The sequence below is a fragment of the Marinomonas ostreistagni genome, from assembly GCF_016888445.1.
Lineage (GTDB): Bacteria > Pseudomonadota > Gammaproteobacteria > Pseudomonadales > Marinomonadaceae > Marinomonas > Marinomonas ostreistagni.
In genome coordinates this window covers 1-19,756 of the sequence record NZ_JAFEKF010000008.1, presented here as the reverse complement: position 1 = coordinate 19,756, position 19,756 = coordinate 1, and the positions used below count along the sequence as shown (strand labels likewise).

The window sequence follows — 19,756 nt, the reverse complement described above, 5'->3', positions numbered from 1 at the left end:
GCTTCTCCGGATGATTAGAAACGGTAGTGAGAGAACGCTTTGTTCGCTTCAGCCATACGGTGAACGTCTTCACGTTTCTTAACAGCTGAACCTTTGTTCTCAGACGCATCTAGAATTTCGCCTGCAAGACGTAGTGCCATTGACTTCTCACCACGTTTACGAGCAGCGTCTACCAACCAACGCATAGATAGCGCTGAGCGACGAGCTGGACGTACTTCAACAGGTACTTGGTAAGTCGCACCACCAACACGGCGAGATTTAACCTCAACCATTGGCTGGATAGATTCTAGTGCTTTTTCGAAGATAGCCATAGCATCTTCAGATTTAGTGCGTTCTGCAACTGTGTCTAGCGCATTGTAAACGATGCTTTCAGCTGTAGATTTCTTGCCACTAACCATTACGTGGTTAATGAATTTTGCAAGAAGTTGGCTTCCGTGTTTCGGATCTGGAAGCACTTCACGCTTAGCGACGACGCGTCTTCTAGGCATGGATTATATCCTCTTCAGGTGAGTCCGAGACCATCTCTGTGCTCGGCCTTACTGTTTAAAAAATTATGTCTAAACGAGTTAAGTAGCTGTGCTAGCTTACTTAGGACGCTTAGTACCGTATTTAGAACGGCCTTGCTTACGATTTTGTACGCCAGAAGTATCCAAGCTACCACGTACTGTGTGGTAACGAACACCTGGAAGGTCTTTTACACGACCGCCGCGAATCAGCACTACGCTGTGTTCTTGCAGGTTGTGACCTTCACCACCGATGTAGGAAGTAACTTCATAGCCGTTCGTCAAGCGAACACGACATACTTTACGCAAAGCCGAGTTAGGCTTCTTAGGCGTAGTAGTGTATACACGTGTGCAGACGCCGCGGCGTTGCGGACAAGCTTGTAACGCAGGAACGTCACTTTTTGCCACTTTACGTTTACGTGGTTTACGAACCAACTGGTTAACGGTTGCCATTTAACAAGCTCCACATCCAATTCTATTGGCGGAAATCGCCAAAAATAAGGAGGCGCAAGTGTAATTTGCGCCTATAAAACAGTCAATAGGGAGGCGAACAAAAATTCACCTCCCGTGCTAATACAATGACGTCTAGTCTTTCAATGCGGCACTTAATGCTTCTTCTACATCCGAAGCACTTACTGATGCATTACCTTCTGCCGTTGCTTGCGCAAGCTCTTTCTTAGCTTTGCGACCGCTATGGTATGCCAAACCTGTACCCGCAGGGATCAGACGACCTACCACAACGTTTTCTTTCAGACCACGCAAGTGGTCTTTCTTACCAGTTACCGCACCTTCTGTTAGGACACGAGTCGTCTCTTGGAACGATGCCGCAGAGATGAATGACTCAGTCGCCAAAGAAGCTTTAGTAATACCCAGTAGAACGCGCTCAAACTTAGATGGGAAACGACCTTCAGCTTCAGCAGCTTCGTTCGCTTCTTGCATTTGCGTGTATTCTACTTGGTCACCCTGAATCAGGTTGGTATCACCTGAATCAGTGATGTCTACTTTGCGCAGCATCTGACGCACGATCACTTCGATGTGCTTATCGTTGATGCCTACACCTTGTAGACGGTAAACCTCTTGGATCTCGTTAGTGATGTAGTCAGCTAGCGCTGTTACACCTTGAAGACGCAAGATGTCATGTGGGTTCAAAGGACCGTCGGCAATGATCTCACCCTTCTCAACTTCTTCACCGTCGAAGATGTTGATTTGACGCCATTTTGGAATCAAGGTTTCGATTGGGTCACCACCATCTTGTGGAGTAATCACCAAACGGATCTTACCTTTTGTCTCTTTACCGAAGCTTACTACGCCTGATGCTTCTGCCATGACAGCAGGATCCTTCGGACGACGTGCTTCGAACAAGTCTGCCACGCGTGGAAGACCACCGGTGATATCCTTGTTACCCTGTGTTTCTTGTGGGATACGCGCTAGTACTTCACCGGATTTCACCGTTGCACCGTGATCCAAGCTCAATAGAGCCTTCTCAGGAAGCATGTACTGTACTGGCATTTCCGTACCCGGAATCATCACTGGCGCACCATTTTCGTCTACTACCGAGATAGTTGGACGCAGGTCTTTACCAGATGATGGACGATCTTTCATCTCTAGGACTTCGATCGTTGTCAGGCCTGTTAGCTCATCCGATTGACGGCGAATCGTTACGCCCTCTTCCATACCAGAGAACTCAAGCTTACCTTGCATCTCAGATACGATTGGGTGAGTGTGTGGGTCCCAGTTAGCAACCACTTGACCAGCTGCCACTTCTTCGCCTTCACGAATACTTAGAACCGCACCGTAAGGTAGCTTGTAACGCTCTTTCTCACGACCTGCTTCATCAGCAATCGCCAATTCAGAAGAACGCGATACCACAACTAGCTGACCGTTTTCACGCTCGATGCTCTTCATCTTGTGGAAACGAACCGTACCGGCACTCTTGATCTGAACGCTGTCTACTGCAGACGCTCGAGAGGCCGCACCACCGATGTGGAAGGTACGCATGGTAAGCTGTGTACCCGGCTCACCGATAGACTGTGCAGCAACAACACCCACAGATTCACCGATGTTCACCAAGTGACCACGTGCTAGGTCACGACCGTAACACATACCACAGACACCGTGCTTCGTTTCACAGCTGATAACAGAGCGAACGATCATCTCGTCGACACCTGCTGCTTCGATTGCGCGCACGTTGTGCTCATCAATCAGCGTACCCGCTTCAACCACTAGCTCGCCTTTAGAGTCGATAACATCTTGTGCAACCACACGACCTAGCACGCGCTGACCTAGTGGCACAACAACGTCACCACCTTCGATCAAGGCACTTACTAGAAGACCTTCTTTCGCTCCACAGTCTACTTCTGTGATAACCAAGTCTTGCGCTACGTCTACTAGACGACGCGTTAGGTAACCAGAGTTGGCTGTCTTCAAGGCGGTATCGGCAAGACCCTTACGCGCACCGTGAGTAGAGGTAAAGTACTGAAGTACTGATAGACCTTCACGGAAGTTCGCAGTGATCGGCGTTTCGATGATGGAACCATCCGGTTTCGCCATCAGACCACGCATACCACCTAGCTGACGCATCTGAGCCACACTACCACGGGCACCAGAGTCGGCCATCATGTAAACAGAGTTAAATGATTGCTGCTCAACTTCGTTGCCGTCTTTATCGATAACCGTTTCTTTCGCCAAGTTTTTCATCATGGCTTCGGTAACGGTTTCGTTGGTACGAGACCATAAGTCGATTACCTTGTTGTACTTCTCGCCTTGCGTTACAAGACCGTCAGCGAACTGGTATTCGATTTCTTTAACTTCTTCTTCCGCTTGCGCGATGATCGCTGTTTTCTCTGGCGGGATAACGAAGTCATCAACACCTACAGAAGAACCAGACGCGGTCGCGTATTGGAAACCTGTGTACATCAATTGGTCAGCGAAGATACACGTCTCTTTCAAACCAACTTTACGGTAACACTCGTTGATTAGGTTAGAGATCGCTTTTTTCTTCATTGGCTGGTTGATTACCGAGAACGGTAGGCCATCAGGCACCACATCAAATAGCAACGCACGACCAACGGTAGTATCGGCGATAAACGTAGACGGGATTTTCTCACCTTCCAACGTTGTATCAACCTGATCTACACGCACTTTAATTTTTGCGTGCAACTCAACTTGCTTCGCGCCGTAAGCACGGTGTACTTCTTTGATATCAGAGAAGGCCATGCCTTCGCCTTTCGCGTTGATCTTCTCACGCGTCATGTAGTACAGACCCAATACAACGTCCTGCGAAGGCACGATGATCGGCTCGCCGTTTGCTGGTGACAAGATGTTGTTTGTCGACATCATCAAGGCACGAGCTTCTAGCTGTGCTTCGATGGTCAACGGTACGTGTACCGCCATCTGGTCACCGTCGAAGTCGGCGTTGTAGGCCGCACACACAAGTGGGTGCAACTGAATCGCTTTACCTTCGATCAGGATCGGCTCAAACGCTTGGATACCCAAACGGTGAAGCGTTGGTGCACGGTTAAGCATCACTGGGTGTTCGCGGATAACTTCATCAAGAATATCCCACACCTCAGGTGTTTCACGCTCAACCATTTTCTTCGCTGCTTTGATGGTTGTTGCCATGCCGCGAAGTTCTAGTTTAGAGAAGATGAATGGCTTGAATAGCTCAAGAGCCATTTTCTTCGGCAGACCACACTGGTGCAAGCGTAGAGATGGACCTACTGTGATTACAGAACGGCCAGAGTAGTCTACACGTTTACCCAAAAGGTTCTGACGGAAACGACCTTGCTTACCTTTGATCATATCTGCCAAAGATTTTAGAGGACGCTTGTTAGAGCCTGTGATCGCACGACCGCGACGACCGTTGTCTAGTAGCGCATCAACAGACTCCTGTAGCATACGTTTTTCGTTGCGTACGATGATGTCTGGAGCAGCTAGCTCAAGAAGACGTTTTAGACGGTTGTTACGGTTGATAACGCGACGGTATAGATCGTTCAAGTCAGACGTTGCAAAACGACCACCTTCTAGTGGCACTAGAGGACGAAGGTCAGGTGGCAATACTGGCAGAACTTCCAATACCATCCATTCTGGGTTGTTACCAGAATGATGGAACGCTTCAATCAGTTTAAGACGCTTAGAAAGCTTCTTAATACGTGTTTCTGAGTTGGTTGCGTTTAGCTCTTCACGCATCGTGTTGATCTCTTCAGCAAGATCAAGATCACGTAGCAAGCACTGAATCGCTTCCGCACCCATGCGCGCGTCAAATTCGTCACCGAATTCTTCTAGTGCTTCGAAGTATTGCTCATCGTTCAGTAGCTGACCTTTTTCTAGGGTCGTCATACCTGGATCAATTACGATGAATGATTCGAAGTACAGCACACGCTCAATATCACGTAGGGTCATATCCATGATAAGACCGATACGAGATGGTAGAGATTTTAGGAACCAGATGTGAGCCACTGGCGATGCAAGTTCGATGTGTCCCATGCGCTCACGACGCACTTTTGACAACGCAACTTCTACACCACACTTCTCACAAATGACACCACGGTGTTTTAAACGCTTGTATTTACCACACAAACATTCGTAGTCCTTGATAGGACCAAAGATTTTGGCACAGAACAGACCGTCACGCTCAGGCTTGAACGTACGGTAGTTGATGGTTTCTGGCTTTTTAACTTCACCATAAGACCATGAACGAATCATATCTGGAGAAGCTAAGCCAATGCGAATCGCATCAAACTCTTCTGATTGTCCCTGTGTTTTTAGAAGACCTAATAAGTCTTTCATGGATATTCGCCCCACTCGTAAGGCTGGGAAGGCTTAACCTTCCCAGCAGGTCAAATGTGATTCGTGCTTATTCGTTTTCTAGCTCGATGTCGATACCAAGAGAACGGATTTCTTTCACCAATACGTTGAAGGATTCAGGCATGCCTGGCTCCATACGGTGATCGCCATCTACGATGTTTTTGTACATCTTAGTACGGCCGTTCACGTCGTCCGACTTAACAGTCAACATTTCTTGTAGTGTGTATGCTGCACCGTATGCTTCAAGTGCCCATACCTCCATCTCACCGAAACGCTGACCACCGAATTGTGCTTTACCACCCAGCGGTTGCTGAGTAACAAGGCTGTACGAGCCAGTAGAACGAGCGTGCATCTTATCATCTACCAAGTGGTTCAACTTGAGCATGTACATGTAACCAACGGTTACAGGACGCTCAAACGCTTCACCAGTACGGCCGTTGAACAGTTTCACCTGTCCACTTTCGTTGATGCCCGCTAGACGCAGCATACGCTTGATCTCAGCTTCTTTAGCACCATCGAAGGCACCAGACGCCATCGGTACACCTTTCTTAAGGTTAGACGCTAATACAAGGATCTCTTCATCAGAGAAGCTGTCTAGGTCTTCTGTACGCGCTGGACGAAGATCACCCTCGTAGCCGTTATAGATTTCGTTTAGGAACGCACGAAGCTCTTTAACTGTGTCAGCTTTTTCACGCTCAAGCTTGAGCATTTCGTCGATCTTACGGCCTAGGCCTTTCGCTGCTGCACCCAAGTGAGTCTCTAGTACCTGACCCACGTTCATACGTGACGGTACACCCAGTGGGTTTAGAACGATATCAACCGGATCACCGTTTTCGTCGTACGGCATGTCTTCCACAGGCATGATCTTAGAGATTACACCCTTGTTACCGTGACGACCGGCCATTTTATCACCAGGCTGGATACGACGTTTCACTGCCACATAAACTTTAACGATCTTCAACACACCAGGTGCTAGATCATCGCCAGTTTGTAGCTTGCGTTTCTTGTCTTCGAATTTCGCATCAAGATCTTTACGACGCTCAATCAAAGCCGCTTGCGCTTTTTCAAGCTGCTCGCTCGCTTCTTCGTTCGCTACGCGAATTTTGAACCACTCTGGGTGATCTAGGTTCGCTAGATACTCTTCAGTGATCACTGCATTGCGCGCAAGACCAGGGCCGCCTTCTGCTTGTTGACCAACTAGCGCTTCCGCTAGACGTTCAAACGTTGCTTTCTCGACGATACGGAACTCTTCGTTCAAGTCTTTACGAACTTCGTCTAATTGAGCTTTCTCAATTGACTTAGCACGCTCATCTTTCTCGATACCATCGCGTGTAAACACTTGTACGTCGATAACTGTACCGCGCGTACCGGTTTTCACACGTTGTGACGTATCTTTTACGTCAGACGCTTTTTCACCGAAGATGGCACGTAGAAGTTTTTCCTCAGGCGTTAGCTGGGTCTCGCCTTTCGGCGTTACTTTACCAACTAGGATGTCACCTGGTTCAACTTCTGCACCGATGTATACCACACCTGCGTTATCCAATTTCGATAGCGCACCCTCACCTACGTTCGGGATGTCTGATGTGATTTCTTCAGGCCCAAGCTTGGTATCACGAGCCACACACGTTAGCTCTTGAATATGAATCGACGTGAAACGGTCTTCTTCAACTACACGCTCAGATACTAGGATCGAGTCCTCGAAGTTGTAACCATTCCAAGGCATGAAGGCGATACGCATGTTTTGACCAAGGGCCAAATCACCCATGTCGACAGACGGACCGTCAGCCATGATGTCACCGCGACCTACCACATCACCTTTGAGTACCAAAGTACGCTGGTTGATACATGTGTTTTGGTTCGAGCGAACGTATTTAGTCAGGTTGTAGATATCTACACCCGCTTCACCGGCTTCGGTCTCTTCCGAGTTCACACGTACGACGATACGGCTTGCATCCACAGACTCAATCACACCGCCACGACGAGCGACGATACAAACACCAGAGTCTTTCGCGACGTTCTTCTCCATACCGGTACCGACCACTGGTTTTTCAGCGATAAGCGTTGGTACAGCCTGACGTTGCATGTTCGATCCCATCAAGGCACGGTTGGCGTCATCGTGCTCTAGGAATGGGATAAGCGATGCCGCTACCGACACAACCTGACGTGGTGACACGTCCATTAGGTTTACTTTTTCTTTCGGGATAAGTGTGGTTTCGTGCATGTGACGAACCTGCACCAACTCATCCACCAAACGGCCTTCTTCGTCGACATTTACCGACGCTTGGGCGATAACGTATTTCGCTTCATCAATCGCTGAAACGTATACCGTTTCGTCCGTCATCTTGCCGTCTACTACCTTACGGTAAGGCGTTTCCAAGAAGCCGTAGCTGTTGGTACGCGCATAAGTAGAAAGCGAGTTAATCAGACCGATGTTTGGACCTTCCGGTGTTTCGATTGGACACACACGACCGTAGTGCGTTGCGTGAACGTCTCGAACCTCAAAGCCAGCGCGCTCACGTGTTAGACCACCAGGTCCTAACGCTGACACACGACGCTTGTGAGTGACCTCAGAAAGCGGGTTGTTTTGGTCCATGAACTGAGACAATTGGCTTGAGCCAAAGAACTCTTTGATCGCTGCCGCTACAGGCTTAGCGTTCAATAGATCTTGTGGCATTAGGCCGTCCGCTTCTGCCATAGACAGACGTTCTTTTACGGCACGCTCTACACGTACTAAACCAACACGGAATTGGTTTTCGGCCATTTCGCCGACAGAACGGATACGACGGTTACCTAAGTGGTCGATGTCATCGACCATGCCATTGCCGTTACGGATGTCCAGCAATGTCTTCAGTACATCAATGATGTCGTCATTATCTAGAATGCCTGGGCCTTCATCCTCATCGCGACCTAAGCGACGGTTGAACTTCATTCGACCTACGCCTGATAGATCGTAACGATCATCAGAGAAGAACAAGCTCTGGAACAGTGCTTCAGCAGACTCTTTGGTTGGTGGCTCACCAGGGCGCATCATACGGTAGATTTCGACTAACGCTTCCAACTGGTTATTGGTTGGATCAATACGTAGCGTGTCAGAAATAAACGGACCGTTATCTAGGTCGTTGGTGTAGAGCACATCAATATCAGTAATACCTGCCGCAACAAGTGCTTCTAATAGATCCACAGACATTTCTGTGTTCGCTTCCGCGATCAGCTCACCCGTACCTGGATGCACTAGGTTTTTAGCAGTCACTTTACCCAACAGGTACTCAAGTGGTACAGAGAGACGCTCTAGACCAACTTTTTCCATCTGACGGATATGTTTTGCAGTGACGCGACGACTTTCTTCAACGATCACATTACCTTCTTGGTCAGTGATATCGAATAGAGCTGTCTCACCACGTAGGCGGCTTGCAGTAAGCTCCATTTCGATGCCATCACGACTTAGGTAGAAGTGGGTAGTATCGAAGAATTTTTCTAAAATTTGCTCAGTATCAAAACCTAGTGCGCGTAACAAGATTGTTACAGGCAACTTACGACGACGGTCGATACGAACGAAAACGCAGTCTTTTGGATCAAACTCGAAGTCCAACCAAGAACCACGGTAAGGAATTACGCGAGCTGAATGCAGCAGTTTACCTGATGAGTGAGTCTTACCACGATCGTGGTCGAAGAACACACCAGGAGAACGGTGTAACTGAGATACGATTACACGCTCAGTACCGTTGATTACAAACGTACCATTTTCAGTCATTAATGGGATTTCGCCCATGTAGACTTCTTGCTCACGAATGTCTTTGATTGCCTTGTTCGCTGATTCTTTATCGTAAATGATAAGACGTACACGAACACGTAAAGGAGCGGCATACGTAACACCACGTAGCTGACACTCTTTTACATCAAATACTGGCTTGCCCAATCGGTAATCGACGTATTCTAGCGCCGCATTGCCGGAAAAGCTGACCATTGGAAAGACAGATTTAAAGGCCCCATGCAGACCTAGTTCCCCACGCTCTGCAGGATTTTTACCTTCCTGCAAGAAGTTACGGTAGGATTCAAGCTGAATTGCCAGCAAGTATGGCACATCCAAAACGGGCGGCAGTTTACCGAAATCCTTACGGATACGTTTTTTCTCAGTGTATGAGTAAGCCATCAGCATTCCCCAGCTTGTGCACATTGACGCAAAAGGCCTCTTAGTCAGGCCTTACCGAAACGAGAGAGTATTCTCTCAGAAATATATTCAAATTTTAATAGGGTTTTACAAACCCAAAAAGGCCGGTGGCAAAAAACCACCAGCCATTTCGACTAGATGCCGAACTTTTTTGAAACAAGTAGCATTACTTGATTTCGACAGAAGCACCTGCTTCTTCAAGAGCAGCTTTAAGCTCTTCTGCTTCTTCTTTAGAAGCGCCTTCTTTAACAGTCGCTGGAGCGCCGTCAACCATAGCTTTCGCTTCTTTAAGGCCAAGACCAGTTGCGCCACGAACAGCTTTGATAACGTTAACTTTCTTATCGCCAGCAGCAGTAAGAACTACGTCAAATTCTGTTTGTTCTTCAGCAGCTGCGCCAGCATCGCCAGCAGCAGGAGCTGCAGCAGCAACAGCAGCAGTTACGCCGAATTTTTCTTCCATTGCTTCGATCAGTTCAACAACGTCCATTACAGACATTTCTGCTACTGCATTGATGATATCTTCTTTAGTTAGAGCCATGACTCAGATTTCCTAACATTTTGTAGTTGCCATAAGTGGCAACAAAAACCAATTGAATTCAAGTAAGCGCGTTTTAAAATTACGCTGCTTCTTGTTCTTTCTGATCGCGAATCGCTGCCAGTGTACGAGCAAGTTTGCTTGTCGCACCTTGGATAACGCTCATTAGTTTCGCGATTGCTTCGTCGTATGTTGGCAAAGTTGCCAAACGATCAATGTCGCCAGCTGCGATCAACTCACCGTTGAACGCTAATGCTTTAACTTCTAGGTTGGCGTTTTCTTTCGCAAATGTTTTCAACAAACGAGCAGCCGCACCTGGGTGCTCGTTTGAGAATGCGATAAGAGTTGGGCCAACGAAGCTTTCTGTCAAGCATTCGAAGTCAGTGCCTTCAACTGCGCGGCGAGCTAGAGTGTTACGTACTACACGTACGTATACACCCGCTTCACGAGCCTGCTTACGTAGAGCTGTCATATCATGCACGGCAACGCCGCGTGAATCAGCTACTACAGCAGACAATGCGCTTTGGGCAACTTCGCTAACTTCGGCGACAATGGCTTTTTTGTCTTCTAGACCTAATGCCATTGGTTTTCTCCTGGATTAGCCGGGGCATAAACACCCCTAATTTTACCAACTCTCCGAATATTCGGAGTACTTACTGGTGAGTTGGATCCAGCTATATCTGAATCGGGCCACACCATCTGCGCAGGACAAACGTTTCGCAACGGTCTGATTAAATCATTAGATTCCTGCGGTCTTTGACGGCCTATACGTAATGTACAGGCCCCAAAGCTCTGACTTAGAAGCTTAACGCACCTAAATCAATTGTTAGACCAGGTCCCATTGTAGAGGACAAAGTCACTTTCTTCATGTAGACACCTTTAGAAGACGCAGGCTTAGCACGACGTAGGTCAGCTAGAAGCGCTTCAAGGTTGCCTTTGATAGCATCTGCAGCGAAATCAATAGAGCCAACGCCAGCGTGGATGATACCATTTTTGTCAGTACGGTAACGTGCTTGACCTGCTTTAGCGTTTTTAACCGCTGTCGCAACGTCAGGTGTTACAGTACCAACTTTAGGGTTCGGCATAAGACCACGTGGACCAAGTACCTGACCTAGTTGACCAACGATACGCATCGCATCAGGAGAAGCGATTACTACGTCAAAGTCTAGGTTACCAGCTTTTACTTGCTCAGCTAGATCTTCAAAACCTACAACGTCTGCACCGGCTTCTTTCGCTGCTTCAGCGTTAGCGCCTTGTGCGAATACAGCAACGCGAACGTCTTTACCTGTACCATTAGGAAGAACAGTAGAACCACGAACAACCTGATCAGATTTACGTGGGTCAACGCCTAGGTTAACAGATACGTCTACAGACTCTTTGAACTTAACAGTTGAAAGTTCAGATAGAAGAGCTACTGCTTCTTCTACAGAGTACAGTTTTGCTGCGTCTACTTTTTCAGCGATCAAGCGAGCGCGTTTAGTTAGCTTAGCCATTAGTTCACACCCTCAACATCTAGACCCATTGCGCGCGCACTACCAGCGATAGTACGTACAGCTGCATCCATATCCGCCGCAGTCAAGTCAGCCTGCTTAGCGTTAACGATCTCTTCTAGCTGTGCACGAGTTACTGTACCAACTTTCTGAGTGTTTGGACGTGGTGAACCACTCTTAAGGCCAGCAGCTTTCTTAAGAAGAACTGAAGCCGGAGTAGATTTCGTTTCGAATGTGAAGCTACGGTCACTGTATACAGTGATGATAACTGGTGTTGGAAGACCTGGCTCAAGACCTTGAGTTTTGGCATTGAACGCTTTACAGAATTCCATGATGTTCACACCGTGTTGACCAAGAGCTGGACCAACTGGTGGACTTGGGTTCGCTTGACCCGCTTTAACTTGTAGCTTGATGTAAGCTTGGACTTTTTTAGCCATTATTTACTCCAAATGGGTCACCGCCCGAAGGCTACCCGATTAGTACGTGATCAGGTTTTTTCAACCTGACTAAATTCCAAATCAACTGGCGTAGAGCGCCCAAAGATAAGCACGGCCACTTTGATTCGGCTTTTATCGTAATCAACCTCTTCAACCACACCGTTGAAGTCTGCGAATGGACCTTCGTTAACACGAACCACTTCACCCACTTCAAACAATGTCTTAGGACGAGGTTTATCCACACCTTCAGTAACACGCTGCAGAATCGCATCCGCTTCACGGTCAGTGATCGGTGATGGTTTATCCGCTGTGCCGCCAATAAAGCCAAGCACACGCGCTGTTCCTTTGACTAAGTGCCAAGAGTCATCATTCATATCCATCTGAACTAACACGTAGCCCGGATAGAATTTACGCTCACTCTTGCGCTTCTTGCCATCGCGAATCTCAACTACTTCCTCAGTCGGAACTAGGATATCGCCAAAATAATCTTCCATGCCCATAATGCCAACACGCTCTTTCAGCGAACGCATTACGTGCTTTTCATAACCTGAGTACGCTTGTACCACATACCATCGTTTCGTCACGAGCAACTCCTAACCTATTACTGCAGAAACGATCCAGCCAAGGAGCGAATCAACTCCCCACAGTACGAGAGACATAAAAATAACAACCGCCAAAACGATCAACGTTGTTTGAACCGTTTCCTGTCTCGTTGGCCATACAACACGACGAATTTCTGTCTTTGCCTCTTTTGCAAGCTTTGCAAAAGAACGCCCTTTAGCCGTATTTAGCGCAACGAAGCCAGCAATACCAGCCAGAACCAAAACAGCAATCAAGCGATACAGCAACGACTCAGCAGAAAAATAGTTGTTACCGACTACCGCTACGGCTACAAGAAGGACAACAACCGCCCACTTAAAAACGTCTCCGCGAGACTCTTGAGTTTCAGCACTCGAACTCATACTTCAGGTGATCCCTAGCTAAGAAATTGGATACGAAATATGGCAGGCCAGGAGGGATTCGAACCCCCGACATTCGGTTTTGGAGACCGACGCTCTACCAGCTGAACTACTGGCCTACATTCGTATGGGCGGAGGATGATACCGACTTGTTTAATATTTAGCAAGTGGTATTTGCCCAAAAATCAGACAATAAAATTGGCTACTTGAAATTCGCCAGTTTTAGCATTGAGAAATGCTGGAGCTCATGAGCAGATTTGAACTGCCGACCTCACCCTTACCAAGGGTGTGCTCTACCAACTGAGCTACATGAGCAACTTGGAGCGGGTAGCGGGAATCGAACCCGCCTCTTCAGCTTGGAAGGCTGAGGTAATAGCCACTATACCATACCCGCTAAAGTGGTGGAGGGAGGTGGATTCGAACCACCGAAACTTTCGTGGCAGATTTACAATCTGCTCCCTTTGGCCACTCGGGAACCCCTCCACGGATTCAAGGCATTGCGACAACGCCCCAAAAGGTGGAAGCCATTATATGAATCGAATTTTCAAATGCAAGCGTTAACAAGGATTTTTTTCTATTTTTATTAACAGCTTGGACAAATCTAGACGCGACAAGAACGCCTCCCAGTCAGTGACCGCAATCGGCTCGTCTAACAGCAACTCCGTCACACTCACTGTGCGTTGATGCTGATAAATGCTGACCAGCATATTGGTCTGATCAGCAATCGACTCCTGCGCCTGCTGCGCGCGCATCTGTGAAGAGAATAAACCCAAGGAAATCCGCCCCTGCATCTCACCACTGCCGACCACATAACTATCGATGCCCTGCTGCTTTAGCTGATTAACCATGCTACGCGCCCTAGCCGACGACCCTGGCGCAGGAATGTAGAGCCAATACTTTTCACGCGCCACATCACTTTGCTGACGCGTAAACGCCAACCCAGCTTGCCCTAACGCCGCCTCAACGACGCCTTGATCTTGTGACCGCTCAACTTCAATGGCTGGACAGAGCAAGGAAGTTTGAGACTCATTACTCGAAGTCTGTACCACCGCTTGATTAATCTCTGACGCGACTCGCTCACTTTGACTAATACTTGGCGCTGACGCGACTGGCGTGGCACTTTCACCGCTCACCTCATCCACCAGATAAATTTTCTCACTAACAGGCGGGCCATAAATCGGTGCCTCAGCTACCGTATTATCCGCCCCCGAAAATCCCTGCCATGCGATAAAGCCAGCATTTGCTAATACCAGCAGTAAAAACAACCACTTCATACGTTACTCACTGTATTAACGTCCATTCGCCACATAATAAGCCCCTTTGGCGACCAAATGTTCATCCATGATACATGGCAAATTCAGTAACGACATCAATTCTCTACCGGTGCCCCCCGTAACCAACCATGTAGCCTCGCTGTGCTGCGCATAGATCCGTTGCAAAAAGCCTAACGCCATTTGCAAGCAGCCTTGACTCACGGCATCCGCGGTCGAATTTGGAATGCTGTTGTTGGCCGATATTTCTGCTTGAGTGAAACGAATACGCGCCGTGTTGGCCACTAAGCTTGAGGACATTAGCTCTAAACCTGGCACGATGTAGCCCCCTAGGTGCAGGCCCTTCGCATCAATAAACTCGACTTTAATTGCCGTCCCAGCATCCACCACCACACACGGGCCACCATAATCACGATACGCCGAGATGGCGGCTAGCCATCGATCGACGCCGAGCCGCTCCGGCTCGGCATAAGAATTCTGTACACCGCACACAGCGGTTTCTGTATGCACCTGCGTCTGACTAATATTGGCATAAGTCGAGCTCAGCAGCTGTTGCAGCGCGTGCGTTTGCGCTGCAGAGCGCACACTAGCAATAATAATTCGCTCAGGTGTTACATCCGGTGGAGTGTCTGACGTCCACTTTTGCGACACTTCTCCAGCGTCAAACAAGGTCCACTTCAACGCTGTATTACCAGCATCCAGCACCAGCGTCTTACTGTTTACGGACACTAATTTCTCCTCCATGTAGCAACTCGATGCCTGACTCTGTCTCCAAGCGCAGCGCACCACTTTCATCCACACCGCGAGCGATGCCTTCTTGCTGTCTAGTACCACTGAACACCCTGACAGGCTGATTATAAAGCACATCAAACGCCTGCCATTGAGGCAAGTAATGACTCAGCCCTTGCCCCCGCTCAAACACTTCACAGACTTCCTGTAACCCCTGCACGATCGCCGCTATCACCTGATTACGATCTGGCACGCTAGACAAACGACGCGCTAAATCTGTCCATGGCTGATCGACCTTTTCTTCTTGCTCTTGCGTTGACTCGACATTTAAACCAATCCCGATCACCACCCGACACACATCTTGATCAGCCACCATCTCTAATAAAATGCCACAAATTTTTTGCCCATCGATATGGATATCGTTGGGCCACTTTAGGCCAGGGTTGGGAATCCCAAGCTGACGCAACACCTGCGCAATCACAACACCTACCGCGAGACTCAGCCCCTCAATCACACTCGGACCTTGATCAAACTTCCAACCAAACGACATAGTGATGTTTTTGGCCACACCACTTTCCCAGACGCGCCCGCGACGACCTTTGCCTTGGGTCTGATGCTCTGTAACGACCAGAGCTGGCAGGCTGCTGCCCAAGGCAATTTTTTGCTTCAGTATGTCATTGGTCGAAGGCGTATCAAACGGCACATCAATACCAATGTTGGAAGCCACACCTGCAGCACGCAAACGCGCCTCTGACAACAAGGTAATAGGGGCAGGAATACGATAGCCGCGCCCCTTCACTGAGTGAACCGTGATACCCGCCGCATCAAGCTTCTTAAGTCGCTTCCAAACTGCAGCTCGGGTAATTCCTAATGCCTCTCCCAACTCCTCTCCAGAGTGGAATTTACTGTCACTTAATAAGGCAAGCACATCACGCATTGGCATGTCCTATACAAATACATATCATTTTAAAACCGGAAGCTAGCGTACGTCTGCCACTTCCATAAAGGTCGCAACCTGCTGCATCAACTCAGCAAAGTAGGGGTTCCAAGTTAATCGCGCGGCGCTATTACTGCGCTCAGTTAGTGCCGCACTGCGCTCACCAAACCAATTATGCGGCGTATGCCGACAAGCATCATATTGAGCTTTATCGTCAAGATACCAACCACATTGTCGGTAACTCCCTTGCGCTCCGTAATAAGGGTTATCCGGCGCACCATGCACCGATATATGTGACAAGCCATGAATACGCTGCTCAGGCAAAACACTGTTCACCACTTCATATTCACTATTATCAGCCTGAGAGGCTTGCGTACTATAGAGTGTCAAACGACTACCGGAATGCACCGCCATAGACTGACGATAAACCTCCAGTGTCACCTCTGAATCCACCGTCGCATCCTCGGCCGACAAAGCAATGAACACCGGCAACGGCGCTGTGGAGGTCGCTACCGTTTGTCGCACTTCTTTGGCTAGCGAGTACGCCTGCGCAATAGCAGGCACCGGAATGGATGCATACTTGGCGTAATCATCCGTAGGGTGATGATCGAGCCAATCAATAAAAGGCGCTAACCAAGGTGCCAGCCAATCAATACCGCTATTGATTTTAAACAGCGGAGAAAATAGCACCACACCTTCAATGTCATCCGCATGTTGCCACGCATACTCGGTTACAAGGGCTCCACCAGTAGAAAAGCCGCCGAGATAAACCTGATCGACTTCACCAGCAAACTCCTTGACCGCCTGAGCCACTGCTTTACGCCAAGAATCACGTTCAATGTCAATCAAATCTTCTGCCTTACTACCATGGCCTGGCAATAACATCACACGAGTATGTACGCAGTATTCAGAAAGCGCCTTGGCAGGATCACGTAACGTGAATGGTGAGTCCGATAAACCATGAAACAACAACAAACCCACGCTATCGGACGTCGCACAGCGCTCTGCATCAGGCTGATACTCAAACGGCAACACCGCAGCCACTTCCGTAGTTTTGTTATTAGCGTCAACCCACGCCTTATGCGTCCAAAAATAGTCACTAAGACGCTCGCGATATTCGCTAAAGGGCTCCCCCGTCTGCTGTACGGCCACATCATCTTGTGCCGATACCAGTGCACTCATGGCCATTAGTCCAATCGCCAGCCAGCGTGACAACATGTCGCTCTCCCATTGAGTCAGTCTTTAAAACGCTTATCATAGCGGATATACACTAAATCACTAGCGTGGAGCACAAGTTTGCCACCTATAATCCAGCCGATTGCCGTAGAGCCACTTTGGTTTCCTCTGGTTAAAAAGTTCTACCAAGCCTACTACCCTAGCGGCAAACCCAATAAAGCCGAACCGATGTGGGCGATTAAAGATGGCGCAACCATTATCGCCGCCGTGCGCTTAAAACCCTTCGCAGACTGCCAATTACTAACGGCCCTCGTTACTCATCCACAAGCTCGTGGTCAAGGTTACGCACGCCAATTGGTACAGCACCTGCAACCACAACTAACAGCACAGCCAAGCTTTTGCATGAATCATCGCGACTTAAAGCACTTCTATGAACAGTGCGGCTTCAGCGAAGTATCAGCCGATCAGCTTAGCAACCTTCCTGATGACATCACAGGACGCTTCCAACGCTACTGTTTAAAACAGCCCAACTTGATACTGATGCAATTTAATCAGTCATAAAAAAAGCCCCTTAAGGGGCTTTTCAATCTAGAGGGCGCTACTTTAAGTGGCCCGCGTTATACAGCTCACGATCTTCAGCAGCCGGTGGTGTCCACTGGTACTGCCAAGTTTCAGACAACACCTGACCATTTGCTTCTAGGTGAACCTTGATATTGATCGGTTCTTGCGACTCATCAAGCGGTACTAAATCGAACATAGCTCGGTAGCCACCAATATGATGCTGTGGGCGAGCGGAGGTGATTTCGACACGGCCACGAGACGTTTCGATCACAGGTTTTACTTTCGCGGTTTGACCTAACATATCAAAGATCTCGCCTTCAAAATCGATCGCGAAGCGTTTGCTGTAGTATTCGCGCTTCTTACCTACTACACCACCGATACCTGTGTAGGTGCTTTGTACCGTTGCTTTGCCTGATTCGAATGGCGCTTCGCTACCCCAGTACATGTTGTAGCTGTATAGCAACTCTTGGCCAGGCTTAACTTCTTCAGCAGGGTTCCAGAAAGCGACGATGTTATCGAACGTTTCATCCAGTGTTGGAATCTCCACTAACTGTACTGAGCCCTTACCCCAGTTACCAATCGGCTCGATCCAAAGGCTCGGACGCTTCTCATAAAACACACCATCATCTAGGTAATGATCAAAGTTGCGATCACGCTGCATCAAGCCAAAGCCTTGCGGGTTCTCATCCATGTAGGCATTAAAACGCAGTTGCTCAGGGTTACCCAGTGGTCGCCAGATCCAGTCGCCGTTTCCTGTTAACATTTCTAAACCATCAGAGTCATGAATCTCTGGACGCCAATCGTAGTTAGTACGACGGTCATTTTCACCAATCATGTACATACTCGTCAGTGGCGCAACACCCAAACGCTCGATTTCTTTACGAGGGTATAAAGCTGAATCAACGCGCATTGTTAGCGGCTCACCAGCTTTAATATCAAAACGGTAAGCACCAGTGATGCTATCTGAATCCATCAACGCATAAATAGTCACTTCATCAGCACCTGGTTTTGGTTTCTCAAACCAGAAATGCGTGAACACAGGAAACTCTTCAGGCTTGTTCATGGCCGTATCGATCGCAAGTCCCCGAGCCGATAAGCCATACTGCATTTCTGCCCCCACCGCACGGAAGTAACTCGCGCCTAAGAAAGCGACAATATCACGCTCCCAATCCGTGCCGTATTGCATGCGAAAACCCGCGAAGCCTAAATCTTTAGGTAACGAGTTACCGTTCACAGGCGTCTTACCGTAATCAAACATGTCTGCATCGTACTCTACAGGCTCTGCTTCACCATCTTCGATCACATTGATCTGTACCGGCGTCACAAAACCCTGACCCAAGTGGAAAAAGCCCGCACGAAAAGCAGTATCTTCTTTTTGCCACAGACTTTCTTCACGTTTGAAATGCAACTGCTGATACTCATCCCAGTCCAGACCAGACAATACGCTTGGCACATCACCTTGATGACTCTCATAAGGCTGCTCAGAAAGGTTTTTGGCGTAACCCTTCAACCATGCATAATCAAACTTTTCGCCGTCCTGAGGGTTCACAGAGGGCGTCACAGCGCATGCTGTCACACTCACCAAAGCGCTTACCATCAGTGCCGTCTTACTTGCCAACACAGCGGAGCGTTTTGCCCACTGACCCACTAACATTCCTTGCTTGAAATCTTGATAAGAAAACAAAGTCACACCCTTCAAAGTAACAGCCGATATTAGTGATAATGCTACTTATTTGAGCCTCACACATACAGCGGACATTAGGTAAAGAAAGTTGAATTACACAGTACTGAATTAAGGATTGGCACTATAGTGGCGCACAATTGCTACTTTTATGACATAAACAAGCGTTGCTTGCGATCGCGCGTGAAACGCCCTCGTACAAGAACCGAAGCCCTGAAGAAACTTTGAGGTAGGCGTCATAACCCTTTTGCAGCGCCCATTTCATATTGGCGCGTGGTGCCGATATGTGGCGCGCAAAAGGTGTTTGGCGCCGACTTTTACTGATAGACGGTATCGCGGCCTATTTTCGCCAGACGTAAAAAAGCCCTGACCGCGTTAGCGATCAGGGCTTCTTAATTAAAAGCTTGACGACGACCTACTCTCACATGGGATCTCCCACACTACCATCGGCGATGGCGCCTTTCACTTCTGAGTTCGGGATGGGATCAGGTGGTTCAACGCCT

The 19,756-nt window shown here is 48.4% G+C and carries 16 protein-coding genes, 4 tRNA genes and 1 rRNA gene; 1 reads left to right on the top strand and 20 read right to left on the bottom strand.

Features of this window, described 5'->3' with window-relative positions:
- Positions 1-14: 14 nt before the first annotated feature.
- The 18 genes from rpsG to JQX58_RS14580 all read right to left on the bottom strand — a co-directional run bounded on the left by rpsG (position 15) and on the right by JQX58_RS14580 (position 17,053).
- On the bottom strand, positions 15-488 hold the full coding sequence (gene rpsG, locus JQX58_RS14665; protein ID WP_204147599.1) for a 30S ribosomal protein S7: 474 nt from the start codon (positions 486-488) through the stop codon (positions 15-17).
- 96 nt (positions 489-584) lie between these two features.
- Positions 585-956 (bottom strand): 30S ribosomal protein S12, encoded by a 372-nt coding sequence (rpsL, locus tag JQX58_RS14660; RefSeq protein ID WP_204147598.1) that lies wholly within the window; start codon positions 954-956, stop codon positions 585-587.
- A 132-nt stretch (positions 957-1,088) separates the two neighbouring features.
- Complete coding sequence (rpoC, locus tag JQX58_RS14655; protein ID WP_204147597.1) at positions 1,089-5,291, bottom strand: DNA-directed RNA polymerase subunit beta'; 4,203 nt, start codon at positions 5,289-5,291, stop codon at positions 1,089-1,091.
- A 67-nt stretch (positions 5,292-5,358) separates the two neighbouring features.
- Entirely contained in the window at positions 5,359-9,459 is a 4,101-nt protein-coding gene (rpoB, locus tag JQX58_RS14650) for a DNA-directed RNA polymerase subunit beta (RefSeq protein ID WP_204147596.1), read from the bottom strand.
- A 184-nt stretch (positions 9,460-9,643) separates the two neighbouring features.
- Positions 9,644-10,015, bottom strand: coding sequence for a 50S ribosomal protein L7/L12 (gene rplL, locus JQX58_RS14645; RefSeq protein WP_204147595.1), 372 nt, complete (start codon positions 10,013-10,015; stop codon positions 9,644-9,646).
- A 79-nt stretch (positions 10,016-10,094) separates the two neighbouring features.
- On the bottom strand, positions 10,095-10,595 hold the full coding sequence (rplJ, locus tag JQX58_RS14640) for a 50S ribosomal protein L10 (RefSeq protein WP_204147594.1): 501 nt from the start codon (positions 10,593-10,595) through the stop codon (positions 10,095-10,097).
- Between the two features lie 214 nt (positions 10,596-10,809).
- Positions 10,810-11,505: a 50S ribosomal protein L1 gene (gene rplA / locus JQX58_RS14635; protein WP_204147593.1), complete on the bottom strand. Its 696-nt coding sequence runs from the start codon at positions 11,503-11,505 to the stop codon at positions 10,810-10,812.
- Positions 11,505-11,939, bottom strand: coding sequence for a 50S ribosomal protein L11 (gene rplK, locus JQX58_RS14630; protein ID WP_204147592.1), 435 nt, complete (start codon positions 11,937-11,939; stop codon positions 11,505-11,507). The genes rplA and rplK overlap by 1 nt, the downstream gene beginning before the upstream one ends.
- A 50-nt stretch (positions 11,940-11,989) precedes the next feature.
- Complete coding sequence (nusG, locus tag JQX58_RS14625) at positions 11,990-12,523, bottom strand: transcription termination/antitermination protein NusG (RefSeq protein WP_204147591.1); 534 nt, start codon at positions 12,521-12,523, stop codon at positions 11,990-11,992.
- Positions 12,524-12,532: 9 nt separating this feature from the next.
- Positions 12,533-12,901: a preprotein translocase subunit SecE gene (secE, locus tag JQX58_RS14620; RefSeq protein ID WP_204147590.1), complete on the bottom strand. Its 369-nt coding sequence runs from the start codon at positions 12,899-12,901 to the stop codon at positions 12,533-12,535.
- A gap of 40 nt (positions 12,902-12,941) precedes the next feature.
- Positions 12,942-13,017 (bottom strand) — tRNA-Trp (locus JQX58_RS14615).
- A 120-nt stretch (positions 13,018-13,137) separates the two neighbouring features.
- Positions 13,138-13,213, bottom strand: a tRNA-Thr gene (locus JQX58_RS14610).
- 4 nt (positions 13,214-13,217) lie between these two features.
- Positions 13,218-13,292, bottom strand: a tRNA-Gly gene (locus JQX58_RS14605).
- A 5-nt stretch (positions 13,293-13,297) separates the two neighbouring features.
- Positions 13,298-13,381, bottom strand: a tRNA-Tyr gene (locus tag JQX58_RS14600).
- Between the two features lie 74 nt (positions 13,382-13,455).
- Positions 13,456-14,172, bottom strand: a complete 717-nt coding sequence (locus JQX58_RS14595) for an SPOR domain-containing protein (RefSeq protein ID WP_204147589.1) — start codon at positions 14,170-14,172, stop codon at positions 13,456-13,458.
- Between the two features lie 15 nt (positions 14,173-14,187).
- Entirely contained in the window at positions 14,188-14,898 is a 711-nt protein-coding gene (locus JQX58_RS14590; protein WP_204147588.1) for a type III pantothenate kinase, read from the bottom strand.
- Positions 14,882-15,835, bottom strand: a complete 954-nt coding sequence (locus JQX58_RS14585; protein ID WP_204147587.1) for a biotin--[acetyl-CoA-carboxylase] ligase — start codon at positions 15,833-15,835, stop codon at positions 14,882-14,884. The genes JQX58_RS14590 and JQX58_RS14585 overlap by 17 nt, the downstream gene beginning before the upstream one ends.
- Before the next feature lie 42 nt (positions 15,836-15,877).
- Complete coding sequence (locus JQX58_RS14580) at positions 15,878-17,053, bottom strand: alpha/beta hydrolase (protein ID WP_204147586.1); 1,176 nt, start codon at positions 17,051-17,053, stop codon at positions 15,878-15,880.
- A 78-nt stretch (positions 17,054-17,131) separates the two neighbouring features.
- Between JQX58_RS14580 and JQX58_RS14575 the strand changes: the two genes are divergently transcribed.
- Positions 17,132-17,572, top strand: a complete 441-nt coding sequence (locus JQX58_RS14575) for a GNAT family N-acetyltransferase (RefSeq protein WP_204147585.1) — start codon at positions 17,132-17,134, stop codon at positions 17,570-17,572.
- 37 nt (positions 17,573-17,609) lie between these two features.
- Here the strand turns inward: JQX58_RS14575 and JQX58_RS14570 are convergent, their stop codons facing one another.
- Together JQX58_RS14570 and rrf are read right to left on the bottom strand one after the other, a co-directional pair.
- Entirely contained in the window at positions 17,610-19,220 is a 1,611-nt protein-coding gene (locus tag JQX58_RS14570; RefSeq protein WP_338040750.1) for an OpgD/OpgG family glucan biosynthesis protein, read from the bottom strand.
- Positions 19,221-19,655: 435 nt separating this feature from the next.
- Positions 19,656-19,756 (bottom strand): 5S ribosomal RNA (gene rrf / locus JQX58_RS14565); the annotation flags it as partial.